The sequence below is a fragment of the Silanimonas lenta DSM 16282 genome (assembly GCF_000429065.1).
In the GTDB taxonomy this organism is placed as follows: domain Bacteria; phylum Pseudomonadota; class Gammaproteobacteria; order Xanthomonadales; family Xanthomonadaceae; genus Silanimonas; species Silanimonas lenta.
On record NZ_KE386844.1, the window covers coordinates 349,187 to 373,172 of the forward strand.

Genomic DNA, 23,986 nt, shown 5'->3' on the forward strand with positions numbered 1-23,986 from the left:
TGTTTCAGTGCGTTTCGCCCTGCGGCGCCACCCGTGGCAGGGTGACGGTGAAGCGTGCGCCCTTGCCCGGCTGGCTTTCCACCCGGATGCGGCCGCCCAGGGCGCGCTCCACCAGGCTGTAGACGATGTGCAGCCCAAGGCCGCTGCCGCCCTCGCCGAGCTTGGTGGTGAAGAAGGGATCGAAGATTCGGGTGAGATGCTCGGGGCGGATGCCCCGGCCATTGTCGGCCACGCTCAGGGCCACCTCGTCGCCCTCGAGTGCCCGGGCCTCGATGCGGATCTCGCCGGCGCAGGCATCGAGGCCGTGCAGCAGGGCATTCATCACCAGGTTGGTGAGCACCTGGCCGAGCGGTCCGGGGTAGCTGTCCATCAACAGGCCGGGGGGAATGTCCACACAGACCTGGTGCGGGGTCTTGCGCAGCCGCGGCTGTAGGGTGCCGAGCACTTCGTCCACCACCTCAGCGAGATCGAAACGCCGGCGCTGCTCCGAGGTCTGGTCCACCGCCACCTGCTTGAAGCGGCCGATCAGCTCGGCGGCGCGGCGGGCATTGCGCACGATCAGGGCCTGTGCCTCGGCCTGCTGTTCGAGGAAGGCCTCGAGGGCCGAGCGTCGGAGTTCGCCGCGGGCGAGCTGGGCGCGCAGCTCTTCCAGGCCATCACCGAGGGTGGTGGCCACCAGCAGCACGCTGCCGAGCGGGGTATTGAGCTCGTGCGCCACCCCGGCCACCAGCGAACCCAGCGAGGCCAGGCGCTCGCTGCGCACCAGTTCGGCCTGGGTGAGCCGCAGCTGCCCGATCGCCGTCGAGAGCTCGGCATTCGACTGTGCGAGGTCGCGGGTGCGTTCCGCCACCCGGCGCTCCAGCTCCTCGTTCATGCGCTGCAGGGCCTCGGCAGCGGCCTTGCGCTCGGTGATGTCGAACAGGCTGGCGAGCAGCATCGGCGCCTCGTCCGGGCCGAAGCGGGCGAGGTGCACCTCGGCGTCGAACTCGCTGCCATCGGGGCGCCGGTGCCGCCACTCGTAGACCTGCGGCTCGCCGCGCAGCGCCGCTTCCAGATAGGGCTTGATGGCCTCCTCGGAGGGCGTGCCGTCGTACTGCAGCGGGGTCGAGACACTGGCCACCCCGGTGCCCAGGGTGGCCTCGCGCGAGGGGAAGCCGTACACCGCCACCGCGGCGTCGTTGCAGTCCACGGCATGGCCGAGCCGCGGGTCGATCAGCACCACCGGCAGCGGCAGGCGCTTGAACAGCAGGTCGTTGTACTCGGCCTGCAGGCGCAGGCTGCGGGTCTGCGCCTCGAGCCGCTCCAGCATGTGGTTGAAGGCGCTGGCGAGCTGGCCGATCTCGTCGCGCCCCTCCACCGGGGCGCGCAGGCCTTCCGCGCCGGTGCCGTCGATCGACTCGACCACCGCGCCGAGCCGGCGGATCGGCCCGGAGATCAGGCGTTCCAGCAGCAGGCCGAGCAGTACGGCGAGCAGCGCGCCCACGCCGCCGGTGAGCGCCCAGGTGCGCAGCTGGGCGCGCAGCCGCTCGCGCAGCGGCTCCGTGGTCGAGACCAGCAGCAGGTGTCCGGCCGGGTCCTCGGGCTGCACCGTCACGCTCACCCGCAGCCAGCTCTCGCCCGCGCCGACGCGGGCTTCGGCATGGCGCGCCGGGCAGGGCGGCTCGCCGGCGACATGGAAGCCGGCAAGCAGGCTGCCGCCGAGTTCGTAGAGGCAGGCGGCGGTGATGTGCGGCAGGTTGTCCAGGGCCTCGAGGTTCTCCTGGGCGAGCGCCTGGTCGCCGAAGACCACGGCCGCGGCGCTGCGGTTGGCCACCAGCGAGGCGATGGCGGCCTGTTCGGCGGCCAGGGCGGCGCGGGCGGCGCGCTGCTCGGCGAGCAGGGCAAGGCCGCCGAAGGCGGCCATGGAGACGAAGGTGACGAAGAGGATCACGGCCAGCAGGCGGGCGCGCAGCGAGCGCCGGGCGAGCCAGCCCTTCATCCCCGCACTCCCGGGCGGCCGTGCCGCACCTCGGCGATCTCCAGCAGCTTGGCGCTCACCCGCAGCTCGGAGCCCTGCAGGCTGGCCAGGTTGACGTGCAGCTGGATGCGCCGGCCACTGGCCACCAGGGCCATCATCCCGCCCTCGCGGGCGAAGCGGCCTTCGCTCGCCACCGTGAGCAGGCGGGCATCGAGGGCGGGGCCGCCGGCGGCCCGCCAGGCCGGCTGGGCATCGGGGGCGATGTAGGCGATCTGGCAGCCGGCGAGGCCTGCCGGGCTGCCCGTGCGCCGCACCTGGATCGGCCGCCCGCCTGCCCGCCGCTCTTCGAGCGCATCGAGGTGCCGGCCGAAAGGATCGCTGCCGAGCACGCAGATGCGGAACGGGCTGTCGGGCGATTCGAAGGCCGCGTCGGGCCACTGCACGAAGCGGGTGAAGTGGAACAGGAAGGCGGCGCGCAGGGCGTACTCGTCCACCGCGCCCGTCTCGGCCCGTGAAGGCGGCGGGCCCAGCGCGGCCAGCAGCGCCAGCAGCAGGCCGGCAAGGCCGGCGGCCGGGCGGTGGTGGCGCTGGCCCGGGGCCGTGCTCATGTCTGCTGGCCGGCCAGCCAGCCCGGCAAAGCGTCCACCGCCAGCGGCGGCGAGAACAGGTAGCCCTGCAGCTCGTGGCAGCCGAGCGCCACCAGCCGCTGGCGCTGGGCTTCCGTCTCCACGCCCTCGGCGATCACCCGGAGGCCCAGGGTGCGGCCAAGCTCGATGATCATCTCGGCAATGCCGCTGCTGCCCTGTTCCGCCTCCAGGCCCAGGACGAAGCTGCGGTCGATCTTCAGCCGGTCCGGCGCCAGCTTCTCGAGGCTGGAGAGCGAGGAATAGCCGGTGCCGAAGTCGTCGATCGCCACGCCCACGCCCAGCCGCTTCAGGGCCGCCAGCCGGGGCAGCACGATGTCCGGCGACTGCATGGCCACGGATTCGGTGATCTCGATCTCCAGCCGCTGCGGCGGCAGGCCGCCCTCGGCCAGGGCCTCCTCCACCAGCCGCTCGAAGCCCGGCACCAGGAGCTGGCTCATCGAGACGTTCACCGCCATCCGCAGCCGGTGTCCGGCCTCGCCCAGCACCACCGCGCGGTGGATGGCGAGCCGCAGGGCCCAGGCCCCGAGGTCCTTGATCAGGCCGGACTGCTCGGCCAGCGGGATGAAGCGGTCGGGCGGCACCAGCCGGCCATCGTCGGCGCGCCAGCGCATCAGTGCTTCTAAGCCCACGGTGCGGCCGCTCGCCGCCTCCACCTGCGGCTGGTAGACGAGGAACAGGCGCTGCTGGTCGAAGGCGGCGCGCAGGCCGTGCAGCAGCCGGGTGCGTTCCTTGATCTCGGTGGCCACCTCGTGCGAGTAGAAGGCCACCGAGCGGTGGCCGGCCTGCTTGGCGCGCTTCAGCGCCGAATAGCCCATCTTGATGAGCTCGCCGCCGCTGCCGCATTCGGGCGTCAGTTCCACGCCGCCGAAGGAAGCCGAGAGCGCGATCTGCAGCTCATCGACCTCGAAGGGCTCGTCGAGCCGCCGCGCCCAGTCGGCCGGCACCAGGCGGTCCTGTGGGCCGAAGGCGGCGAAGGTGTCGTTGGCCACCCGCGCCACCCGCACGCTGGAATCGGCCTGCGCCATCAGGCGCTGGGCCACGCCGCGCAGCAGGGCATCGCCGATGCGGTCGCCGAAGGTCTCGTTGATCTCGGAGAACTGGTCGATGTCGATCAGCAGCAGGCGCTGCGGTCCATCCGGGGGCACGCGCAGGGCGCCGTCGATGGTCTCGGCCAGCGCCGAGCGGTTCGGCAGCCGGGTGAGTCCGTCGACATAGGCGGCGTCGCGCAGGCGCTCCACCAGGCGCACGCCGTCGGCGGCCACCGCGGTGTTCTGCACGAACAGGTCGAACACCTCCGGCGCGTGGCGGGCGGTGGCGCAGGCCGCGCCGAGGAAGGCCACGGCATCGGCGCCGGTGCGCGAGGGCAGGTACATCGCCAGGCCGCACTCGCCCTGCACCGTGCGCCGGGTACTGAAGGCGAGCTCGATCACCCGCACCTCCGGGCAGGGGCCGATCGCATCCAGCCGCCGCCAGGACCAGTCGGCGTAGCGGCCGAGCGCGGCCACCACCCGGCGGCGGTGGTCCTCGGCGTCCTGGGCGCGCCTGCCGTCGCTCACGAAGGCGGCATCGGCCGCCGCCCCGAACAGCCCGGCCAGGCGTTCCAGCAGGCCGACGGCGAAGGCCGGCATGGTATTGGCCGAGAGCAGCTCGGTCTGGGCGCGCAGCAGGTACTCGAGATCGTGGCGGGTGGATTCGACCGCGGCGAGGGTCTGGTAGCCGCGCAGCGCCGAGGTCAGCACGGTGTACAGCCGGGTGCGGGTGAGCTCGCTCTTGATGCGGTAGTCGTTGATGTCGTAGTCGCGGATCGCCTGCATCTCCGGCGCGTAGCCGGGCTGGCCGGTGCGCAGGATGATGCGGGGCTTCTTCAGGCCGAGCTCGTTGCGGATGCAGGCCACCAGCTCGAGGCCGGCCGCCTCCGATTCCATCACCACGTCGAGCAGGATCACCGCCACCTCGGGCCGGGACTGCAGCAGGGCGCGGGCCTCCCGCGCCGAGGCGGCATGCACGAACTCCAGCGGCCGGCCGAGGATTTCCACGCCGCGCATCGCCATGCAGGTGGCGGCAAAGACATCGGGCTCGTCATCGACCACCAGGATGGTCCATGGCGGACAGCCCCGACCGGCGGCGGCCGCCTCGCTGGCGAACACCAGGCTGTCTTCGGCGGCATCGGGCCGGTCTTGGCTCATCCCTTCCCCCGGGCGGCCACGGGAAGGGCTCCCGTTCCGGCCTAGCATAGCCAGCCCCGGCGCGGCCGGCGCAAGCCGCGCCGGCTCAGGCCGCGCGTTGCATCCGCGCCGCCAGTTCCCGCCAGTCGGGCAGGTGTGCGGCCATGCCGCAGCGTTCCAGCCAGCCCTCGTCCACCCGGCGGTCGAAGGCCAGCGCGGTGGCCACGTGCACCGCGCCGACGATGCCGAAGCCCGGGCCGGCGAAGCGCGGGCTGCGCTGCCAGGCCACCGCCTGCTGGAGGATGCCGGGCAGCTGCCACAGCCCCAGCAGGTAGGCCGCCGCCTCGTCCTGGATCGGCGGGGCGCTCGGCAGGGGCGGCACGCCGTCGTCGTCGAGCTCGGGCAGAAGCTCGCCGATGCCGGCGAGCAGGGCCGCCGTGCCGGCGATGTCCGGGTCGCTGCCCGGGCCGATCAGCCGCGGTGCCAGCCAGGCGGCCAGCAGGCTGCGGCGGCGGGCCTCCTCGGCACGGGCCGCAGGCAGGCCCGCGGCCGGGGCGTAGAGCTCGGCGGCCAGCACCAGCTGGCGGATGGCCTTGAGGCCGAGCCGGGTCACCGCCACCGGCAGGCTGGCGATCTGCCGGCCGGCGCCGTACAGCGCCGAGTTGGCGATCTGCAGCACCCGCCCGGCCAGCACCGGGTCCTCGCCGATCTTCGCGGCGATCGCACCGAGCTCGACGTTCGGATCCTCGAGGGCGCGGCTGATCGCGAGGTAGAGCCGCGGCACGCCGGGCAGCACGGTGAGCGCGGCCACCTTCGCCCGCAGCGCCGGACGGTCGAGGCTGCGGGCGAGATCGGCATAGGCGAGCAGGGTCTCGGCCACCACCTCCACGGGCTCGCTGGCGGCCACCAGGCCGTGGCAGAGCCCGAGCAGGGCCGGCAGCACGCGTTCGCCGGGCTCTTCGCAGAGCAGCACCCGGGCGGTCTGCGGCGCGGTGTAGAGCAGGTGGCGCAGCAGCGCCTCGGCCCCGGGCAGGGCGAGATCCACCACCACCACATCGGCCGCCGCCTCGCCCAGCACCTGGCGCGATTCCTCGTTCCGGGCATAGGCCAGCACCTGCCAGTCGTAGCCCCGGGCGAGCAGGGCATCGGCCACGGCGCCGGGACGGTTGGGATCGGGAGTGGCGAAGAAGACACGCATGGCGGGCAGGATTTGCGGCGTTTGACAAATCCTAGCGGCTGCGTGGCGCGAATCTCCGCCCTGCGTCACGCCCTGCCGCGAGGGCCCGTGCGCTGGATCACGCTTCGCGCCGCGAAGCCGTGCCGGGCGCACGGGGGCCCCTGCTAGAGTTCCCCCACATTCCCCCAGGTGCCTGGCGTGAGCCCCCCCGAGCCTCTGGAAACCCGCGTCCCCCTGCGCCTGCTCTTCGTCGGTGTCGACACCGCCCTGGCCGCGCGCCTCGCTGCCGGCTGTGTCGGTGCCGCCACGCTGGAGGCGGTGGACAGCGCGGCCGCAGCGCTGGAGCGGGCCGCGGCCACCGCCTTCGATGCCGCCCTGGTGCAGCCGCGCCTCGCCCAGGGGTCCGGCAATGCCCTGCTCGGCGCGCTCAAGCGCGAGCATCCGGCGGTGGTGCGCTGCCTGCTGCTCGACGATGGCCGCGACGCGCCGGCCCTGGCGGCGCTGGAGAACCTGCACCGCGTGCTGCAGCAGCCGCTCGATCCCGCGGCCCTCGTCGAGGACCTGCAGGCCCTGCTCGCCCTGCGCCGCCGGCTGGGTCGGCCGGCGCTCGCCGAGGCCATCGGCCGCGTCGGCCGCCTGCCGCCGCCGCCCCGGCTCTCGCTGGAGCTGCTGCGCCGCACCGAGGATGGTGAGACCTCGGCCCGCGAGGTGGCCGCGCTGGTGGAGAGCGACCCGGCCCTGGCCGCCAAGGTGCTGCGCCTGTGCAACTCGGCGATGTATGCCGGCCAGCGCCGCATCGAGGACATCCACAGCGCCGTGGTGCGCCTTGGCAATCTCGCCCTGCGCCGCCTGGTGCTGGCCGGCGAGATCTTCGGCACCGGTCGGACCCGTGCCGAGGATCCGGCGCAGGAGGCCCTGCGCGAGCGCAGCCTGCGCGCCTCGCGGCTGGCCGCCCGGCTGCTGCCCGGGCCGCGCGCCGACCTCGCCGCCACCGCCGCCCTGCTGGCCGGGGTCGGCCGCCTGCTGCCCGAGGTGCGCCTGCCCTGGCTGCCGGCCGCGGCTGCGGAAGCCGACTGGCCCGGCTACGACGAGGCCGGAGCCTACCTGCTGGCGCTCTGGGGCCTGCCCGAGCCGCTGGTGGAGGCCACCGCCCGCCATGTCCATCCGGGGGCGGCCGGCGAGAGCGGGCTCGGCCTCGTCGGCGCCTGCCATCTCGCCTGGGCCCTGGCCGGCGACGTGCCGCTGGATGGCGGCTGGCTCGCGGCCCAGGGCCTGGAGGGCGAGCTCGAGGCCTGGCGCGCCCTCGCCGCCGACGCTTCCGACGCCGGCTGATGGGCGGGGCAGGGCAGGACCCGGTGACCGGGCTTTCCTGGCTGGGGGCCGGGGACCCTGGCCTGTGCGAGTGGTTCGCCGCGCGGCCGCGGGCCCTGTTCGCCGAGATCGCGCTCGACCGCTTCGTCGGCCTGGTCGATGGCCTCGGCGAGGAAACCGCCGGCCGGGCGCTGGCCGCCGCCGCCGACCGCATCGCCGCCTTCGCCCTGCCGGCGGGCCGGGTCTGGCGCCTGCGCGGGGCCTGCCTGCTGCTCGCCACCGATGCGCCGGCGGCGCTCGAGGACCCGGAGGGCTTCGCCGCGCGCCTGCTGGAGGAACTTGCCGCACCACTCGCCGTGCCGCCCTACACCCTGCGGCTCAATGCCAGCATCGGTCTTGCCCTGGTGCCCGAGGACGCCGGCGATCTCGCCGCCGCCCTGAGCGCCGCCGACCGCGCGCTCTACGCCGCCCAGCGCTCTGGCGTGGGGCGCAGCCGCCGGCCCTCGCCCTGGAGCGCCGAGGCGCGCAGCGTGCCGGATTTCACCCGCGCCCTGGCCCGGGCCCTCGAGCACGACGAACTCGCACTCCACTACCAGCCCTTCGTCGATGCCGCCGACGGCCGCATCGCCGGCGTCGAGGCCCTGCTGCGCTGGCGCGCTCCGGACGGCTGCCTGCTCGCCCCGCCGCAGTTCCTGCCGCGGGCCGAGCAGCTCGGCCTGATGCGCGGCATCAGCGGCTGGGTGCTCGACCGGGTGATCGCCGATGCCCGCCACTGGCGCCGTGCCGGCCTCGACGATCTCAAGATCGCGGTCAATGTCTCCACCGTGCAGCTGCTCGAGGAGGATCTCGTCGACCAGCTCGAGGTGCGGCTGGCCCGCGCCGACGTGGCCTTCGACCAGTTCGAGATCGAGCTGTCCGAGAGCACCCTGCTGCGCGACATCGAGCGCATCCGCGAGGTCCTGCGCCGGCTGCGCAGCTATGGCGTCGGCCTGACCCTCGACGATTTCGGCGTCGGCGGCGCCGGTCTGGTGCAGCTGCCGCGCTACCCGCTCTCGAAGATCAAGATCGACCGCGATTTCGTCGGCGAGGTGGCGCACGACCAGGGCCAGGCGGCGATCGCCCGCGCCATCATCGCCATGGGCCGGCAGCTGCACCTCAAGGTGATGGCCGAGGGCGTGGAGAGCGAGGCCCAGGTGGGCTACCTGCGGCGCGCCGACTGCGACCAGCTGCAGGGTTACCTGTTCTGCGGGCCGCTGCCGCCCGCCGAGCTCGACCCGCTGCTGCACCAGCGCTACCTGCGCCCGGAGCTGTTCGCCAAGGGGCCGGCCTCGCGCACCCTGCTGCTGGTGGACGACGAGGAAAACGTGCTGCGCGCCCTGCAGCGGGTGTTCCGCCGCGAGGGTTACCGGGTGCTGGCCACCAGCCGGGTGGCCGAGGCCTTCGAGCTGCTCGCCAGCAACGAGGTGCAGGTGATCGTCAGCGACCAGCGCATGAGCGAACTTTCCGGCACCGAGTTCCTCGGCCGGGTGAAGGAGCTCTACCCGCGCACCATGCGCCTCATCCTCTCCGGCTACACCGATCTCGCCAGCGTCACCGAGGCGATCAACCGCGGCGCCATCTACCGCTACCTCACCAAGCCCTGGAACGAGGACGAGCTGCGCCACCACATCCGCGAGGCCTTCCGCACCTGGGAAGGGCTGGGCTGAAGCCGGGCCCCCCGCTCAGGCCGCGCCCTCGCGCTGCGGCTGGTGCACCGGCAGCACCACGGTGAACACCGCCCCGCCCTCCGGGGCATTGGCCGCCTCGATGCGGCCGCCGTGCTTCTTGACGATGCCGTAGCTGATCGACAGCCCGAGCCCGGTGCCGGTGCCCACCGGCTTGGTGGTGAAGAAGGGGTCGAACAGCCTCGGCATCACCTCGGCGGGAATGCCGGGGCCGGAATCCCGCACGCTCACCCAGACCTCGTCGCGCTCGTGGTCGTGGCCGCTGGAGAGCGTGATGGTGCCGCGCTCGCCGATGGCATGCCCGGCATTGAGCAGCAGGTTCATGAACACCTGGTTGATCTCGCCGGGGTGGCAGTCCACCAGCGGCAGGCTGCCGAAGCGACGCTCCACCCGGGCCCGGTACTTGAGGTCGTTCCAGACGATGTTGAGCGTGCTCTCCAGGCCCTTGTGCAGGTCGACCCGGCGCCAGCCGGCTTCGCGCCCGGCATGGCTGAAATCCTTGAGGTCCTGGACGATGCGCCGAACCCGTTCCAGGCCCTCGCGCGATTCGTTGATCAGCTCCGGCAGGTCGGTGGAGACGAAATCGAAGTCGATCCGGGTGCGGACCTCCGCCAGCGCCGCCAGGGTGGCCTCGTCGAGCCTCGGCGCCAGTGCCCGCTCGTAGGCGTGGATCAGTTCCAGAAGGCCGCTGGTGTAGTCGCGCAGGCTGACGAGGTTGGAGTGCACGTAGCCGATCGGGTTGTTGATCTCGTGGGCGATGCCGGCGGCGAGCTGGCCGATCGAGGCCAGCTTCTCGCTCTGCAGCAGCTGCTCCTGGGCACTGGCGAGCCGGGCATAGGCCTGCTGCAGCTCGCCGTGGCGGCGGCGCAGCTCGTCCTGGCGGTGGCGGGCCTCGGTCACGTCGCGCAGCAGCAGCAGGTGGGCCTCGGCCCCGTCCAGCCGCCACGGGTAGCGGCGCACCGCGAACACCAGGCCGCTCGCCTCGTCGCGCACCTCGCCGCTCCAGCGCTCGCCTGCCGGGGCCGTGAACAGCTCCGCGGGCAGCAGGGCGAGGAGGTGCTCGGCATTGTCGGGGTCGGCCGGATCGACGGCGAGACGGTGCGCCAGCTCGCCGGCGGCGAGGTTGGCGTAGTGCAGGGCACGCCGGCCATCGACCAGCAGCACGCCTTCCTCGAGCATCTCGAGGAAGGCCACGAGTTCCGGGTTGCCGGGGCGGCTGGGCAGCCAGAAGCGGCCGTGCGGGGAATCGGGCATGGCAGCACCGTCGGGACGACGGTGCGAGGCTACCCGGCTTTCAGGCAACGGCGATAGGCCGGGTCCACGCCCCCTGCGCACGCTGGCCGCGCGGGTCGTAGCCCTCGGCCTCGCTGCGGCCGAGCTGGCGCAGGGCGAAGGCCACGGCGCGGCGGTGGCGGGCCAGCATCAGGCCGTTCTCACGGTTGAGCTCGGCGAGCCGGGCGATCCTGGCGCGGTCATGCGGGGCCGCCGGCGCGGCCTCCACGGCCTTCAGCGCCTGCAGCTTGGCCTCGGTGGAGCGCAGCAGGGCCTCCACGTCCTGGCCGGCGAGGGCCTCGCGCTCGGCGTGCAGGGCGGCTTCCAGGCGGTCGAGCAGGGCGTCGGTCATGGGCGGGTCCGGGGCCGTCAGCGGCTGAGTTCGCGCTCCAGCGCGTCGAGGCGCCGGGCGATGTCCTGCGGGTCGATGCGGTAGGTGCCGGCGGCCAGGGCGGCGCGCAGGGCCTGGATCTTGGCCTGGTCCATCGGCGAGGGGCCGGCCTTGGCCTGCTGCTGCACCACCCGCAGGGCCTCGGCCTCGCCGGTGAGGCGCACGTTGTCGGCCGCCACCGGCGGCACTTCGGCCACCGCCTGCGCCCGCGGGCCACCCGACCGCTCGATGGCGGCGGGCACCGGCGCGGCCGCCGGCGCAGGGGCCGGACGGGGCGGAGCGGCTCCGTCGATCTTGCTGGTCATGGTCGTGTCCTCCGGAACAGGGGGTTCCTCATCGCCGGTAACGGCCGCTGCGCGCGCGACTTTAGCCCGACCGGTGAAATTTCGTGCAAGGGCCATCTTTGCGTGACCGGGCGCACGTTTCTCCCCGCGCGTCAGCGGCCCACCCGGACCTCGCCGGGCCCGGCCACCACGCCGGAGAGCACCCGGCGCGAGCTCAGGTTCTCGACCCGCACCACCTCGCCGGTGGCGGCATCGCCGAGCGCGCGCCCGGCCATGCGCACCTCGAAGCCGCCGCCGCCGGCCACCAGGGACACCGGCTCGCCGCGCTTCACCGCGGCCGCCAGCACGAGGTCGGCGCGGGTCAGCACCTGGCCGGGGCGGCCCCCCCGGCGCAGCACCTGGCCGATGGCCTGTGCGGGGTCGGTGAGCGGCGCCGCGCCGAGCCGGGCGGCGTCGCGGGTTTCCACCCGCAGCGCCGAGGCCGGGATCGGCTGGCCCGGGGCCAGGGCCTCGGCCAGCACCAGCACCGGCTGCACCCGCTGCACCCGCACCGGCACGAACAGGCGCCAGCCCGAGGGGCAGGCCACTTCCACATTGACGGCCGAGACCGCGTGGGCCTGAAGGGCTTCGGGGCAGGCCGGCATGCGCAGGGCGGGATCGAGGTGGGCTTCCACCCGGGCCTCGGGCGAGGCGATCGCGGCCTCGGCGGCGGCGCGGATCGATTCCACGCTCTGGAAGCCGCTGCCGGCGGCCGTGCCGGCGAGCAGGAGGGCGAGGACCGCGGCCACGAGGTGCAGGGTGCGCCGGGCGCGCCGCGGCAGCGGAAGGGGGGGCAGGCGCGGCGGCGGCAGCGGGGCGGGGGCCGGCAGGGGCGTGAAAGCCTCGGGGCGGGACATCGGTCACTCCAGGCGCGGATCGGACGTGGCAGCCTGTGCAAGCCCCGTGCCGGGGCCGCGGCTGGCACGCCGCGTGCAGGGGCCTGACCTTCCTCAAGAAGCCCGTCACCGGGCCGACAACGACAGGGACGTTCCCGTCCATGGACGCCTTACCGCTCAGCCGCATGTCGCGCGACCTGCTGAACCGCATCGACCAGCGCACCCGGCTCGCCGGCCACAACCGGCTGGCCCTGCTGCTGTTCCGCCTCGGCGGCCGGCAGCTGTTCGGGGTGAACGTGTTCAAGGTGCAGGAGGTGCTGCGCCGCCCCCCGCTGTTCCCGATCCCGCGCCTGCCGCCCGGCTTCGTCGGCGCCGCCGACATCCGCGGCCGCTCGGTGCCGATCCTCGATCTCGGCAGCGCGGTGCGCTACCCGGAGCGCCACCTCGATCCGCCCTACCTCGTGGTGACGGAATTCAACCGCTCGGTGCAGGGCTTCCTGGTGGCCGAGGTCGACCGCATCGTCAACATCGCGGTGGAGGACATCCGCCCGCCGCCCGAGCTGGGCGCCGACGACAGCTACCTTACCGCCGTGACCCGCTACGGCGGCGAGCTGATCCAGGTGATCGACGTGGAATCGGTGCTGGCCGATGCCACCGGGGCGAAGATGCTGCAGCCCATCGAACAGCGCCTGCGCATCGGCCCGGGCGACGAGCCGGTGCGGGTGCTGGTGGCGGACGACTCGCGGGTGGCGCGCAACCAGATCCGCGGCGTGCTCGACCAGCTCGGCGTGGCTTCCACCCTGCTCTCCGACGGCCGCCAGGCCCTGGACCACCTAAAGCAGCTGGTGGCCGAGGGCGTGGACGTGCCGAAGCACTACGCCATGGTGATCTCCGACATCGAGATGCCCTCGATGGACGGCTACACCCTGACGACGGAAATCCGCCGCGACCCGGCCCTGGCCGGCCTCTACGTGCTGCTGCACACCTCGCTCTCCGGAGTGTTCAACAACGCCATGGTCGACCAGGTGGGCGCCAATGCCTTCGTGGCCAAGTACTCGGCCAACGAGCTGGCCGAGAAGGTGCTGGCGCGGATCGAGGCGGTGCAGGCCGCCACCGCCTGAAGCCCCGGCCGCCGCCCGGCACGGGCTGGCACGCCGCTTGCACCGCTTCCGGGCAGCCACTCTGCCCGGAGCCTGCCATGGCCGGTCCCTTCGACAATCCCTTCGGCCTCTCCGCCCTCGCGCTGCCGCTGCGCGAGCAGCGGCTCCGCGTGCTGAGCTCGAACCTGGCCAATGCCGACACGCCCGGCTACCAGGCCCAGGACTTCGATTTCCAGGCCGCGCTGCGTGGCGCCGAGGCCGCGCTGCATGGCCCGGCCCCGCGACCGGCCAGCGGCAGCCCGACGGTGGCGGCCGCGGCCATGGGGCTGGCCACCGCCCCCGACTACTCGCGTTACGTCAGCACCCGCCGCGCGCTGCAGGGCAGTCTCGATGGCAACACCGTGGACAGCGAGACCGAACACGCCGCCTTCGGCCGGGCGGTGCTCGAGTACCGCGCCTCGCTCACCTTCTTCGAGCAGCGGGTGCGCGGCCTGATGACCGCGATCACCGGCCAGTGACCCCGTCTTTCCGAGGACCCTGCCCATGAGCAGCCTGCCGATCTTCGACGTCGCCGGAAGCGCCCTCGCGGCGCAGTCGGTACGCATCAACACCATCGCCTCCAACCTGGCCAATGCCGAGACCGTGGGGCGCACGCCCGAGACGGCCTACCGGCCGATCGAGCCGACCTTCCAGAGCGCGCCGCTGCGCGGGCAGGAGGGCATGGCCGGGGTGACGGTGCTGCGGGTGGAGACGCTCGACCGCCCGCCGCTCAGGCGCTACGAGCCCGGCCATCCGATGGCCGACGAGCAGGGCTACATCTACGTGCCCGACGTCGATCCGGTGGCGCAGATGGTGAACCTCATCTCTGCCTCGCGTGGCTACCAGGCCAATGTCGAGGTGATCAATTCGGCGCGCGAGCTGGCGCTCGCCACCCTCGCCATCGGCCGCTGAGCCGGGAGTGCCCGCCATGCCTTTCGATGCTTCCCTCGCCAATGCCATCGGCCTGTCGAACCCGCCGGCCAGCCAGAGCCGGATGGGCAAGCCGGATCTCACCCAGGCCGACTTCCTGCGCCTGATGACCGAGCAGCTGAAGAACCAGGACCCGCTCAACCCGCTCTCGAACGCCGAGTTCGTGAGCCAGATGGCGCAGATGTCCACCGCCCAGGGCGTGGGCGACCTGCGCCGTGCCCTGCAGGGCATGGCCGATGCCTTCAACAACGACCAGGCCCTGCGCGGCGCGGCCCTGCTCGGGCGCACTGCCCTCGTCGAGACCGACCGCCTCGTGCTGGCCGCCGGCGCCGACGGCCAGCCGGGCGCCGAGGGCGTCACCGCCACGCCCGCGGCCGGGCTGGTGACCATCGACATCACCACGCCCTCCGGGGCGCTGGTACGCCGCTTGCAGCTTCGGGCCGAGGGGCCGGGCGACCTGCCCTTCCGCTGGGACGGCCTGAGCGACCGGGGCGAGCCCCTGCCGCCGGGCAGTTACCGGATGCGGGCGACCTTCGGCGAGGGCCGCAGCGCCGTGGCGCTGGAGACGGCGGCCATGGCGCCGATCGAGAGCGTCACCCTCGACCCGCAGGGACTGCTGCTCAACCTCACCGGCATCGGCACCGCGCCGCTGTCGTCCATCCGCCGCCTGGGCTGAGCCCGGCACACCGCACCGCCACTGGAGTCACGCCATGAGCTTCCGCACCGCGCTTTCCGGCATCAACGCGGCCACCACCGACCTGGCGGTGACCTCGAACAACATCGCCAACGTCTCGACCACCGGCTTCAAGGCCGCCCGCGCCGAGTTCGGCGATCTTTATGCCGCCTCGATCTTCGGCACCTCGCGCAATACCGCCGGCTCCGGCGTGCGGGTCACCGGCATCACCCAGCAGTTCACCCAGGGCAGCGTCGAGTTCACCAACCGCAACCTCGACCTCGCCATCTCCGGCGGCGGCTTCTTCACCCTCGACAACAACGGCGCCACCGTCTACTCGCGCGCCGGCAACTTCCAGCTCGACCGCGACGGCTTCGTGGTGAACCCCACCGGCGCCCGGCTGCAGATCTTCCCGCCTACCGACGGCTCGGGCCGCAACTTCGAGACCGGGCGCCTGGTGCCGCTGCAGCTCGTCACCACCGACAGCGCCCCTGCGGCCTCCACCCAGGTGATCGTCGGCTCGAACCTGCCGGCCAATGCCACCGTGCCGGTGGCGGCCCCCTTCGACCCGAACGACACCAATACCTTCAACCACTCGACCTCGATCACGCTCTACGACTCGCTCGGCGTGGCCCATGTGCAGACCCTGTACTACGTGAAGACGCCGAATGCCAACGAGTGGGAGCTGTACAACTACATCGACGGCACGGCCGTGGGCGGCCCCATCACCCTGCAGTACGACGCCCAGGGCGCGCTGGTGACGCCGGCCACCGGCTTCGCCACCCTGCCGGCCTACACCCCGACCACCGGTGCCGCGCCGATCACCCTCACCCTGGACCTGCGCAACTCCACCCAGTACGGCGAGCGCTTCGCCATCAACGACCTGCGCCAGGACGGCTACACCACCGGGCGCCTGATCGGCATCGAGGTCTCGCAGCAGGGCGTGATCTTCGCCCGCTACACCAATGGCGTGGCCGACCCGCTGGGCCAGATCGCGCTGTCGATCTTCCCCAACCAGCAGGGCCTGCAGAACCTCGGCGACAACGTCTGGTCGGAGACCTTCGACTCCGGCGGTCCGCGCCGCGGCCCGGCCGGCACCTCGGATTTCGGCCTGGTGCAGAGCGGGGCGCTGGAGAGCTCGAACGTCGAGCTCACCGAGCAGCTGGTGAACATGATCGTCGCGCAGCGCAACTTCCAGGCCAACGCGCAGATGATCCAGACCACCGACCGCATCACCCAGACCATCATCAACCTGCGTTGATGAGGGCACGGGCACGCTGAGCGGGGAGCAGGACGATGGACAGGGCCCTCTACGTGGCGATGAGCGGCGCGCAGGCCAACCTGCGCGCCCAGGCCGCCGTCTCGCACAACCTGGCGAATGCCAGCACCACCGGCTTCAAGGCCCTGCTGCACGCCACCGAGGCCTTCCCGGTGGCCGGCGGCGAGCTGCGCTCGCGGGTCTATTCGATGGGCGACGTGGGTGGCTTCGACGCCCGCCAGGGCAGCCTGCAGACCACCGGCAACCCGCTCGACTTCGCGCTCAACGGTGCCGACCTGTGGATGGCGGTGGCCGACCGCGAGGGCCAGCCCGCCTACACCCGCGCCACCGACCTCAAGCTCGATGCCACCGGCCGCCTCACCAATGGCCGCGGCCAGCCGGTGCTGGACGATGCCGGCCAGCCGATCGCCCTGCCGCCCTTCCAGAGCCTCTCGGTGGGCGGCGACGGCACGGTGGCCATCGTGCCGCTCGGCGATGCCGGCGGCGTGGTGCAGAACGTGGCCCGCATCGGCGTGGTGCGTGCCGACCCGGCCAGTCTGTCGCGCGGCGAGGACGGCCTGTTCCGCCCCGCCGGGGACGCCGCCGAGGCCCCCCAGCCGGCCGCCGGCCAGGTGCTGATGAGCGGCATGCTGGAGGGCAGCAATGTCAATGCCACCGAACAGCTGGTGGCGATGATCAGCCTCGCCCGCCAGTTCGAGATGAACCTCAAGGTGATCCGCAGCGGCGAGGAAAACGCCCGCGCCGCGGCCACCCTGCTGCGCGCGCGCTGACGCCGCCGGAACCCCCACGGGAGACCCCGCCATGAACCCCGCCCTCTGGATCGCCAAGACCGGCCTCGACGCGCAGCAGACGCGCATGTCGGTGGTGGCGCACAACCTCGCCAACGTCAACACCACCGGCTTCAAGCGCGACCGCGCCAGCTTCGAGGACCTGCTCTACCAGCAGGTGCGCGCCCCCGGCGGCGCCAGCTCGCAGCAGACCAACCTGCCCTCCGGCCTGCAGCTCGGCACCGGCGTGCGGGTGGTGAGCACGGCCAAGAGCCATATCCAGGGCAATGTGCTGCAGACCGGCAATGCGCTGGACGTGGCGATCAACGGCCGCGGCTTCTTCCAGGTGCTGCTGCCCGACGGCACCGAGGCCTATACCCGCGACGGCAGCTTCCAGATCAATGCCCAGGGCGAGCTGGTGACCAACTCCGGCTACCAGGTGCAGCCCGGCATCCAGATCCCGGAAGGCGCGCAGGCCATCTCGATCGGCGCCGACGGCACGGTGACGGTGCAGATCGCCGGCCAGGCCGCGCCGCAGGAAGTGGGGCAGATCACCCTCACCGACTTCGTGAACCCGGCCGGCCTGTTCGCCAAGGGCGAGAACCTCTATCTCGAGAGCGGCGCCTCCGGCCCGGCCCAGGCCGGCACCCCGGGGCAGGCGGGCCTCGGCCTTCTGCAGCAGGGCGCCCTGGAGAGCTCGAACGTCAATACCGTGGAAGAGCTGGTAGCGATGATCGAGACGCAGCGCGCCTACGAGATCAACGCCAAGGCCATCAGCACCACCGACCAGATGCTGGCCTATCTCAACAACAAGCTCTGAGGCCCGCCATGAAACGCCTGCTGCCCGCCCTCGTCTTCCCCCTGCTCGCTGCCTGCGGCCATGGCGCGATGATCCGCGGCGACGTCCAGCCGCTCGCCCCCGTGGCCGTGATGCAGGTGCCGGTGCAGCCAGTGGCGGCACCCACCGCCGGCGCCATCTACCGCGAGGGCCCGGGCCTGCGCCTGTTCACCGACCGCAAGGCCCGGGAGGTGGGCGACATCGTCACCGTCACCCTCACCGAGCGCACCCAGGCCAGTACCCGCGCCAACACCAAGATCGCCAAGGAGAGCACCACCGGCATGTCCGGCCAGCTGTTCGGCGCTCCGGTGACCCTGGGCGGCCGCGACCTGCTGAACAACTCGCTGTCCACCAGCCGCGACTTCGCCGGCGACGGCAACTCGACGCAGAGCAACCAGATCACCGGCACGCTCACCGCCCAGGTGGTGCAGAAGCTGCCGAACGGCAACCTGGTCATCCAGGGCAGCAAGGAGCTCACGCTGAACCAGGGCAACGAGCTGATCCAGGTGCAGGGCATCATCCGCCCCTCCGACATCGGCCCGGACAACACCATTCCCAGCACCCGGGTGGCCGATGCCCGGATCGTCTATGGCGGCCGCGGCCCGATGGCCCGCAGCAATGCCATGGGCTGGCTCGACCGCTTCTTCAACGGCGCCTGGTTCCCGAACTGAAGGCGCGCTGGCACGCGGCTTGCAAGTTCCGGCCCGAGCGGCCGATACCGCTGGAGATGCCCATGCCCGCCCTGCCTGCCCCCGTCGTTCCGTTCCCGGCCGCTGCCGCGGCCCTTCCCGCCGCCCTGGCGCGGCGGCTGGCCCTGGGCCTCGCCCTCGGGGCCGCCCTGCTCGCCGGGCCGGCGGTCGCGGTGGAGCGGATCAAGGATCTGGCCCAGGTGGAGGGCGTGCGCGGCAACCCGCTGGTGGGCTATGGCCTGGTGGTCGGTCTCGACGGCACCGGCGACCGCACCAGCCAGTCGCCCTTCACCACCCAGAGCCTGAAGAACCTGCTCGACGAGCTCGGCGTCACCGTGCCGCCGAACGTCAACCCGCAGCTCAAGAACGTGGCGGCGGTGGCCATCCATGCCGAGCTGCCGCCGTTTGCCCGCCCCGGCCAGACCATCGACGTCACCGTCTCCTCGATCTCCAATGCCGTCAGCCTGCGCGGCGGGGCCCTGCTGATGGCGCCGCTCAAGGGCGCCGATGGCCAGGTCTATGCCATCGCCCAGGGCAACCTGGTGGTGGGCGGCTTCGGCGCCGCCGGCGCCGACGGCTCCAAGGTCTCGGTGAACGTGCCGAGTTCCGGGCGCATCCCCAATGGCGCCATCGTCGAGCGTGCCCTGCCCGATGCCCTCGCCCAGGCCGGGCAGGGCGGACGCATCACCCTGAGCCTGCGCCGCCCCGATTTCACCACCGCCACCCGCATGGTCGAGGCGCTCAACCGCGCCTTCGGCGAGGACGCCGCCACGGCGCTGGACGCCGGTACCGTGCAGGTGCAGGCGCCGCTCGACCCCGGCGCCCGCGTGGCCTTCCTCGCCCGTGTCGAGAACCTCACCCTGGAGCCGGGCGAGGCCCTGGCCAAGGTGGTGGTGAACGCCCGCACCGGCACCGTGGTGATCGGCCGCAACGTGCAGGTGCTGCCGGCCGCCGTGGCGCATGGCTCGCTCACCGTCACCATCACCGAGGCGGTGAACGTGAGCCAGCCGGCCCCCTTCAGCCAGGGCCAGACCGTGGTGGCGCCGGAATCCACCGTCGAGGCCTCGGCCGACGGCTCGCGCATGTTCCTGTTCAAGGGCGGCACCTCGCTCGACCAGATCGTGCGCGCGGTGAACGAGGTCGGCGCCGCGCCAGGCGATCTCATCGCCATCCTCGAGGCCCTGAAGCAGGTCGGCGCCCTGCGCGCCGAGCTCGAGATCATCTGAAGACTGCCGCCATGCGCGTCGATGCCGCCTTCCCGCTCTCGCCGCCCGCCCCGGGCGATGCCGCGCGCATCGACCGGGTCGCGCGCGACATGGAAGGCCTGTTCGCGCAGATGATGATCCGGCAGATGCGCGAGGCCATGCCCGCCGACAGCCTGTTTCCCGGGGCGGCCGGGCAGTTCCGCAGCCTGCACGACGAGCAGCTGGCCAAGACCCTGACCCAGGGGCGCGGCCTCGGCCTGGCGCCGATGATCGCCCGCCAGCTCGCGCAGCAGGCCAGCGCTGCGGAGGCCGCCCCGGCGGGCGCGCACGGCCCGCTGCCGCTCTCGCCGGCGAACCGCGCCCTGCGTCTGCTGCCGCTCGAGGGCTATGCCCGGCCGCTGCCGGCAATCCGCCCGGAAGTGCCGCCGCCCGCCGAGGCCCTTGCCGCCCGCCCGGCCAATGCCACCGCGCGGGCCAACTGGATCCCGGCCGAGGCCGTGCCGCGCCTGCAACCTGCGGTGCGCCACGAGCCGACCGCCGCCAAGGCCGCGCCGGCCGAGGGTGTGGCCGCGAACCCGCGTGTCGAGGCCTTCGTGCGCGAGGTCTGGCCGCATGCCCAGCGCGTGGCGCGCGAGCTCGGCGTCGATCCGCGGGCCATCGTCGCCCAAGCCGCGCTCGAGACCGGCTGGGGCCGCAGCACGCTCTCCGGCGCCGGCGGCAAGGGCCACAACTACTTCGGCATCAAGGCCACCGGCGGCTGGCGCGGCGAGCGCATCGAGGCCAACACCCTCGAGTACGGCGAGGGCGGCTTCCGCAGCGAGCGTGCTGCCTTCCGCGCCTATGGCGGCGCTGCGCAGAGCTTCGCCGACTACGCCGCCCTGCTGAAGCGCAGCCCGCGGTATGCCGGGGCCCTGGGCCGGGGCAGCGACATCCGCGGCTTTGCCGAGGCCCTGCAGCGCGGCGGCTATGCCACCGACCCGGCCTATGCCCGCAAGATCGAGGCCATCGCCACCGGGCCCACGCTCGAGCGCGCGCTGGCGCGGCTCGACATCGACGACGCCCGCGGCCCGGCCCTGCGCAACACCCTGTTCGCCGGCGCCGGCATCGGAGGTCTTTGATGAGCAACGTGCTCGGCAATGGCACCAGCGCCCTCTTGTCCTTCCAGCGCGCCCTGGCCACCACCAGCCACAACATCGCCAATGCCACGGTCGAGGGCTACACCCGGCAGCGGGTGGAACTCGCCAACCGGTCGGGCGGCGGCTTCGGGCCGCTCTACGTCGGGGCCGGTGTGCGCGTGGCCGGGGTCACCCGGCTCGCCGACCAGCTGGTCACCAACCGCCTGCTCGACAGCGCCGGCGAGCTCGGGCGGCTGGAACGCCTGAACGGCTATGCCAACCGCATCGACCAGCTGTTCACCGACGGAACCACCGGCCTTGCCCGCCCCTGGTCGGCGTTCTGGGACGCCGCCCAGGGCGTGGCCGCCGAGCCCGCCTCGCAGGCCGCGCGCACCGAGCTGCTCGGCCGCGCCGAGGCCCTGGTGGCGCGCTTCGCCCTGCTGCAGCGGGGCCTGGAGCAGATCGATGGCGAGATCAATGCCGCCCTCACCGGCGGGGCCGCCGAGGTCAACCGCCTCGCCGCCGAGGTCGCCCGGCTCAATGTCGAGCTCACCCGCAACGGCCCGGGCAATGCCTCGCCCGACCTGCTCGACCAGCGCGACCGCCTGATCCGGCAGATCGCCACCCTCACCGGGGTGAGCACCGTGCCGCAGGACGATGGCGCGCTCAATGTCTTCACCGCCGGCGGCCAGCCGCTGGTGGTGGGGGCCTCGGTCTCGCGCCTCGTCGCCGCGGTGGACGATTTCCGTCCCGACCGGGTGGTGCTCTCGCTGGAAACCAGCACCGGCACCGTACGCCTCGGCCCGGGCAGCGTTTCCGGCTCGCTGGGCGGGGCGCTCGCCGCCCGCGCGAGCCTGGTGGACACCGGCCGCGCCGAGCTGGGCCGCATCGCCACCGCCCTCGCCGGCGTGGTGAATGCCACCAGTGCCGCCGGCCTCGACCTCAACGGCAACGTCGGCACCGATTTCTTCAGCCTGCCGGCGCCGGTGCCGCTCGCCAACCGCAACAACACCGGCAGCGCCAGCCTCGCGGTCACGGTCGCCGATCTCGGCGCCCTCGACGGCGTACCCCTGGAGTTCCAGTTCGATGGCGTGACCTGGAGCGCCCGCCGCGCCGATACCGGGCAGCCGGTGCCGCTCACCGGCACCGGTACGGTGGCCGACCCGCTGGTGGTGAACGGCATCGAAGTGGTGGTGTCCGGCACCCCGGCGGCCAACGACCGTTTCCTCGTCGAGCCCACCAGCACGGCCGCCCGCAACCTCGGGGTGGCGATCAACGATCCCAACCGCATCGCCGCCGCCAGCCGCATCCGCCCGGAGGCCAGCCTCGCCAACCTCGGCGATGGCCGGGTGGTATCGCTCAGTGTGCTCGACCCTGCCGACCCGGCGCTGGCCACGCCGGCCACGATCCAGTTCCTCACCCCCACCACCTTCAGCCTCAATGGCGGCCCACCCCAGACCTACACCCCGGGCGCGGCCATCAGCGCCAATGGCTGGTCCCTGGTGCTCGATGGCGCGCCGCGGGCCGGCGACGTGTTCACCGTCGGGCCGAACACCGCCGGCTCCAGCGACAACACCAACATGCGGGTCTGGGCCGACCTCGACGACCGCCGCATCCTCGGCGGCGGCGCCAACTCGCTCAACGACACGCTCGGCGCCCAGACCACCCGCATCGGCTCGGCGGCGCGGGAGACGAACTTCTCGCTCGACAGCCAGAAGGCCATCGACCTTGCCCTGGTGCAGCAGCGCGACCAGCTCTCGGGCGTCAACCTCGACGAAGAGGCGGCCAACCTGCTGCGCTTCCAGCAGGCCTACCAGGCCGCGGCCCAGGTGATCTCGATCGCCGACAACCTGTTCCAGACCTTCCTCGCGGCCGTGCGGCGCTGATCCGGGAGACCCGCCATGAGCTTCAACCGCATCGCCAGCAACACGCTCTACGAGACCAACATCGCCCAGCTGCTGCGGCGCCAGGTGGAGCTGATCGCCACCCAGAACCAGATCGCCAGCGGCCGCCGGGTGAACACCGCCGCCGACGATCCCCTGGCCGCCGGGGCCGCCGTGGCCATCGACCGCTCGCTGGCCGAGTTCGCCCGCTTCGAGCTCAATGCCAACGTGCTGGCCAACCGCCTCAACCTGCAGGAGAGCAATCTGGCCCAGGCCGGCGACCTTCTACAGCGCATCCGCGAGCTCACCATCCAGGCCGCGAATGCACCGCTCTCGGCCAGCGACCGCGCCTCCGTCGCCCGCGAGATCCGCCAGCTGCGCGACAGCCTGCTCGGCATCGCCAACAGCACCGATGCCGCCGGCCGCTACCTGTTCGGCGGCACCCAGGACGACCGGCCGCCTTTCGTCGACAGCCCGGGCGGCGTCACCTACGTGGGCGACCAGGTGCAGCGCCGCGTCGACGTGGCCCCGGCCCTGGCGCTCGCCGATGCCGAGCCCGGCAGCGAGGTGTGGATGCGCATCCCCACCGGCGACGGCCGGGTGCGGGTGGCCGCCGATCCCGCCAACACCGGTACCGGCCTGCTCGGCACCTTCGGCGTGGTCGATGCCGCGCTCTGGGCCGCCGGTGGCAATGCCGGTTACCGCGTGTTCTTCACCTCGCCCACCACCTACGAAATCCAGGACGCCGGCGGCGCGCCGCTGGTGCCGCCGCAGACCGGCACCTACACCCCCGGCGCCACGCTCAGCTTCGAGGGCCTGCAGCTGCGGCTGCAGGGCGAGCCGGCCGCCGGCGACGTCTTCACCATCGACCCTGCCAACCGCCAGGACCTGTTCGCCACCCTGGACGCCCTGGTGGCCGCCCTGGAGGCCCCGGCCACTACCCCGGTGGAGCGCACCCGGCAGCAGAACGCCATCTTCGTGGCCCTGGCCAACATCAGCACCGCCCAGGACCATTTCGTCGACAAGCGCGCCGCCGGCGGGGCCAGGCTCTCCGGCCTGGACGAGGCCGCCGCCCTGCGCGAGGCCACCAACGTCACCCTGAAGACCACCCTGGCCGACCTGCGCGACGTGAACATCGCCGAGGCCGCCAGCCGTCTGGCCCAGCAGAGCACCGCCCTGGACGCCGCCCAGCTCAGCTTCCAGCGCGTCGCCAGCCTGTCGCTGTTCAATTACTTGCGCTGATTCACAAACTCGTGGCTCCGGGGCCTAAAGCTCCGGCCGGCGTCGCCGTTATCTAGGTCAGCAGCGGGAAGCCCAGGGCCTCGGCCCCCACCGCGGCCCCGGACGGTTCAGTGCTGTCCCGGAAACCCATCGACCCGGAGCGCAAGCCATGAGCATCATCAATACCAACGTGATTTCGCTGAACGCGCAGCGGAACCTGTCGACGAACAGCGCCTCGCTGGCGACGACGATCCAGCGCCTGTCCTCGGGCCTGCGCATCAACAGCGCCCGTGACGACGCCGCCGGCCTCGCCATTTCGGAGCGCTTCAGCACCCAGATCCGCGGCCTCAACGTGGCGGCCCGGAATGCCAACGACGGCATTTCGCTGGCGCAGACGGCGGAAGGCGCGCTGGGCGAGATCGGCTCGAACCTGCAGCGCATCCG

General features: G+C 72.9%; 23 protein-coding genes. 15 read left to right on the forward strand and 8 right to left on the reverse strand.

Annotated features, from left to right (window positions below; genetic code table 11):
- Positions 1-4: 4 nt before the first annotated feature.
- From G408_RS14910 to G408_RS14290, 4 genes are all read right to left on the reverse strand, one after another.
- A complete protein-coding gene (locus G408_RS14910) occupies positions 5-1,978 on the reverse strand; it encodes an ATP-binding protein (RefSeq protein ID WP_051282883.1) in 1,974 nt (657 codons plus the stop codon).
- On the reverse strand, positions 1,975-2,565 hold the full coding sequence (locus G408_RS14285; protein ID WP_051282884.1) for a YfiR family protein: 591 nt from the start codon (positions 2,563-2,565) through the stop codon (positions 1,975-1,977). The genes G408_RS14910 and G408_RS14285 overlap by 4 nt, the downstream gene beginning before the upstream one ends.
- On the reverse strand, positions 2,562-4,790 hold the full coding sequence (locus G408_RS0110260) for a putative bifunctional diguanylate cyclase/phosphodiesterase (RefSeq protein WP_028771013.1): 2,229 nt from the start codon (positions 4,788-4,790) through the stop codon (positions 2,562-2,564). Before G408_RS0110260 ends, G408_RS14285 begins: the two co-directional genes overlap by 4 nt.
- 85 nt (positions 4,791-4,875) lie before the next feature.
- Complete coding sequence (locus G408_RS14290; RefSeq protein WP_051282885.1) at positions 4,876-5,967, reverse strand: HDOD domain-containing protein; 1,092 nt, start codon at positions 5,965-5,967, stop codon at positions 4,876-4,878.
- A gap of 177 nt (positions 5,968-6,144) precedes the next feature.
- On the opposite strand from G408_RS14290, the gene G408_RS0110270 reads away from it, so the two are divergent.
- Together G408_RS0110270 and G408_RS0110275 are read left to right on the forward strand one after the other, a co-directional pair.
- Positions 6,145-7,278 carry an HDOD domain-containing protein gene (locus G408_RS0110270; protein WP_051282886.1) on the forward strand — a complete coding sequence of 378 codons (1,134 nt, stop codon included), beginning with the start codon at positions 6,145-6,147 and terminating at the stop codon, positions 7,276-7,278.
- A gap of 23 nt (positions 7,279-7,301) precedes the next feature.
- A complete protein-coding gene (locus G408_RS0110275; protein ID WP_169719227.1) occupies positions 7,302-8,963 on the forward strand; it encodes an EAL domain-containing protein in 1,662 nt (553 codons plus the stop codon).
- A 15-nt stretch (positions 8,964-8,978) separates the two neighbouring features.
- On the opposite strand, the gene G408_RS0110280 is transcribed toward G408_RS0110275, so the two are convergent.
- From G408_RS0110280 to flgA, 4 genes are all read right to left on the reverse strand, one after another.
- Positions 8,979-10,235 carry an ATP-binding protein gene (locus G408_RS0110280; RefSeq protein ID WP_037412929.1) on the reverse strand — a complete coding sequence of 419 codons (1,257 nt, stop codon included), beginning with the start codon at positions 10,233-10,235 and terminating at the stop codon, positions 8,979-8,981.
- A gap of 40 nt (positions 10,236-10,275) precedes the next feature.
- Entirely contained in the window at positions 10,276-10,605 is a 330-nt protein-coding gene (locus tag G408_RS0110285; protein WP_028771017.1) for a flagellar protein FlgN, read from the reverse strand.
- Positions 10,606-10,622: 17 nt separating this feature from the next.
- Positions 10,623-10,949, reverse strand: a complete 327-nt coding sequence (gene flgM, locus G408_RS14915; RefSeq protein WP_051282887.1) for a flagellar biosynthesis anti-sigma factor FlgM — start codon at positions 10,947-10,949, stop codon at positions 10,623-10,625.
- 131 nt (positions 10,950-11,080) lie between these two features.
- Positions 11,081-11,824, reverse strand: a complete 744-nt coding sequence (gene flgA / locus G408_RS0110295; RefSeq protein ID WP_156890126.1) for a flagellar basal body P-ring formation chaperone FlgA — start codon at positions 11,822-11,824, stop codon at positions 11,081-11,083.
- Positions 11,825-11,988: 164 nt separating this feature from the next.
- On the opposite strand from flgA, the gene G408_RS0110300 reads away from it, so the two are divergent.
- The 13 genes from G408_RS0110300 to G408_RS14305 all read left to right on the forward strand — a co-directional run.
- Positions 11,989-12,924, forward strand: coding sequence for a chemotaxis protein (locus tag G408_RS0110300; RefSeq protein WP_028771019.1), 936 nt, complete (start codon positions 11,989-11,991; stop codon positions 12,922-12,924).
- 77 nt (positions 12,925-13,001) lie between these two features.
- Entirely contained in the window at positions 13,002-13,421 is a 420-nt protein-coding gene (gene flgB, locus G408_RS0110305; RefSeq protein WP_028771020.1) for a flagellar basal body rod protein FlgB, read from the forward strand.
- A 25-nt stretch (positions 13,422-13,446) separates the two neighbouring features.
- Positions 13,447-13,854 (forward strand): flagellar basal body rod protein FlgC, encoded by a 408-nt coding sequence (gene flgC / locus G408_RS0110310; RefSeq protein ID WP_028771021.1) that lies wholly within the window; start codon positions 13,447-13,449, stop codon positions 13,852-13,854.
- A gap of 16 nt (positions 13,855-13,870) precedes the next feature.
- Complete coding sequence (locus G408_RS0110315; protein WP_028771022.1) at positions 13,871-14,548, forward strand: flagellar hook assembly protein FlgD; 678 nt, start codon at positions 13,871-13,873, stop codon at positions 14,546-14,548.
- A gap of 34 nt (positions 14,549-14,582) precedes the next feature.
- Positions 14,583-15,806, forward strand: coding sequence for a flagellar hook protein FlgE (gene flgE, locus G408_RS0110320; RefSeq protein WP_028771023.1), 1,224 nt, complete (start codon positions 14,583-14,585; stop codon positions 15,804-15,806).
- A gap of 35 nt (positions 15,807-15,841) precedes the next feature.
- A complete protein-coding gene (locus tag G408_RS0110325) occupies positions 15,842-16,594 on the forward strand; it encodes a flagellar basal body rod protein FlgF (protein ID WP_028771024.1) in 753 nt (250 codons plus the stop codon).
- A 31-nt stretch (positions 16,595-16,625) separates the two neighbouring features.
- Positions 16,626-17,411 carry a flagellar basal-body rod protein FlgG gene (gene flgG, locus G408_RS0110330; protein ID WP_028771025.1) on the forward strand — a complete coding sequence of 262 codons (786 nt, stop codon included), beginning with the start codon at positions 16,626-16,628 and terminating at the stop codon, positions 17,409-17,411.
- An 8-nt stretch (positions 17,412-17,419) separates the two neighbouring features.
- Positions 17,420-18,100 carry a flagellar basal body L-ring protein FlgH gene (gene flgH / locus G408_RS0110335; protein ID WP_084628208.1) on the forward strand — a complete coding sequence of 227 codons (681 nt, stop codon included), beginning with the start codon at positions 17,420-17,422 and terminating at the stop codon, positions 18,098-18,100.
- Between the two features lie 62 nt (positions 18,101-18,162).
- Complete coding sequence (locus tag G408_RS0110340) at positions 18,163-19,344, forward strand: flagellar basal body P-ring protein FlgI (RefSeq protein ID WP_084628229.1); 1,182 nt, start codon at positions 18,163-18,165, stop codon at positions 19,342-19,344.
- 11 nt (positions 19,345-19,355) lie between these two features.
- The gene (gene flgJ, locus G408_RS14300; protein ID WP_051282888.1) at positions 19,356-20,441 is read left to right on the forward strand and encodes a flagellar assembly peptidoglycan hydrolase FlgJ; all 1,086 of its coding nucleotides are present in this window, start codon (positions 19,356-19,358) and stop codon (positions 20,439-20,441) included.
- The gene (gene flgK, locus G408_RS0110350) at positions 20,441-22,324 is read left to right on the forward strand and encodes a flagellar hook-associated protein FlgK (RefSeq protein ID WP_028771028.1); all 1,884 of its coding nucleotides are present in this window, start codon (positions 20,441-20,443) and stop codon (positions 22,322-22,324) included. Before flgJ ends, flgK begins: the two co-directional genes overlap by 1 nt.
- A gap of 15 nt (positions 22,325-22,339) precedes the next feature.
- Positions 22,340-23,563: a flagellar hook-associated protein FlgL gene (flgL, locus tag G408_RS0110355; RefSeq protein WP_028771029.1), complete on the forward strand. Its 1,224-nt coding sequence runs from the start codon at positions 22,340-22,342 to the stop codon at positions 23,561-23,563.
- Between the two features lie 148 nt (positions 23,564-23,711).
- Positions 23,712-23,986, forward strand: a 275-nt coding sequence (locus G408_RS14305; RefSeq protein ID WP_037412930.1) for a flagellin N-terminal helical domain-containing protein, incomplete at its 3' end; no start/stop codon positions are given.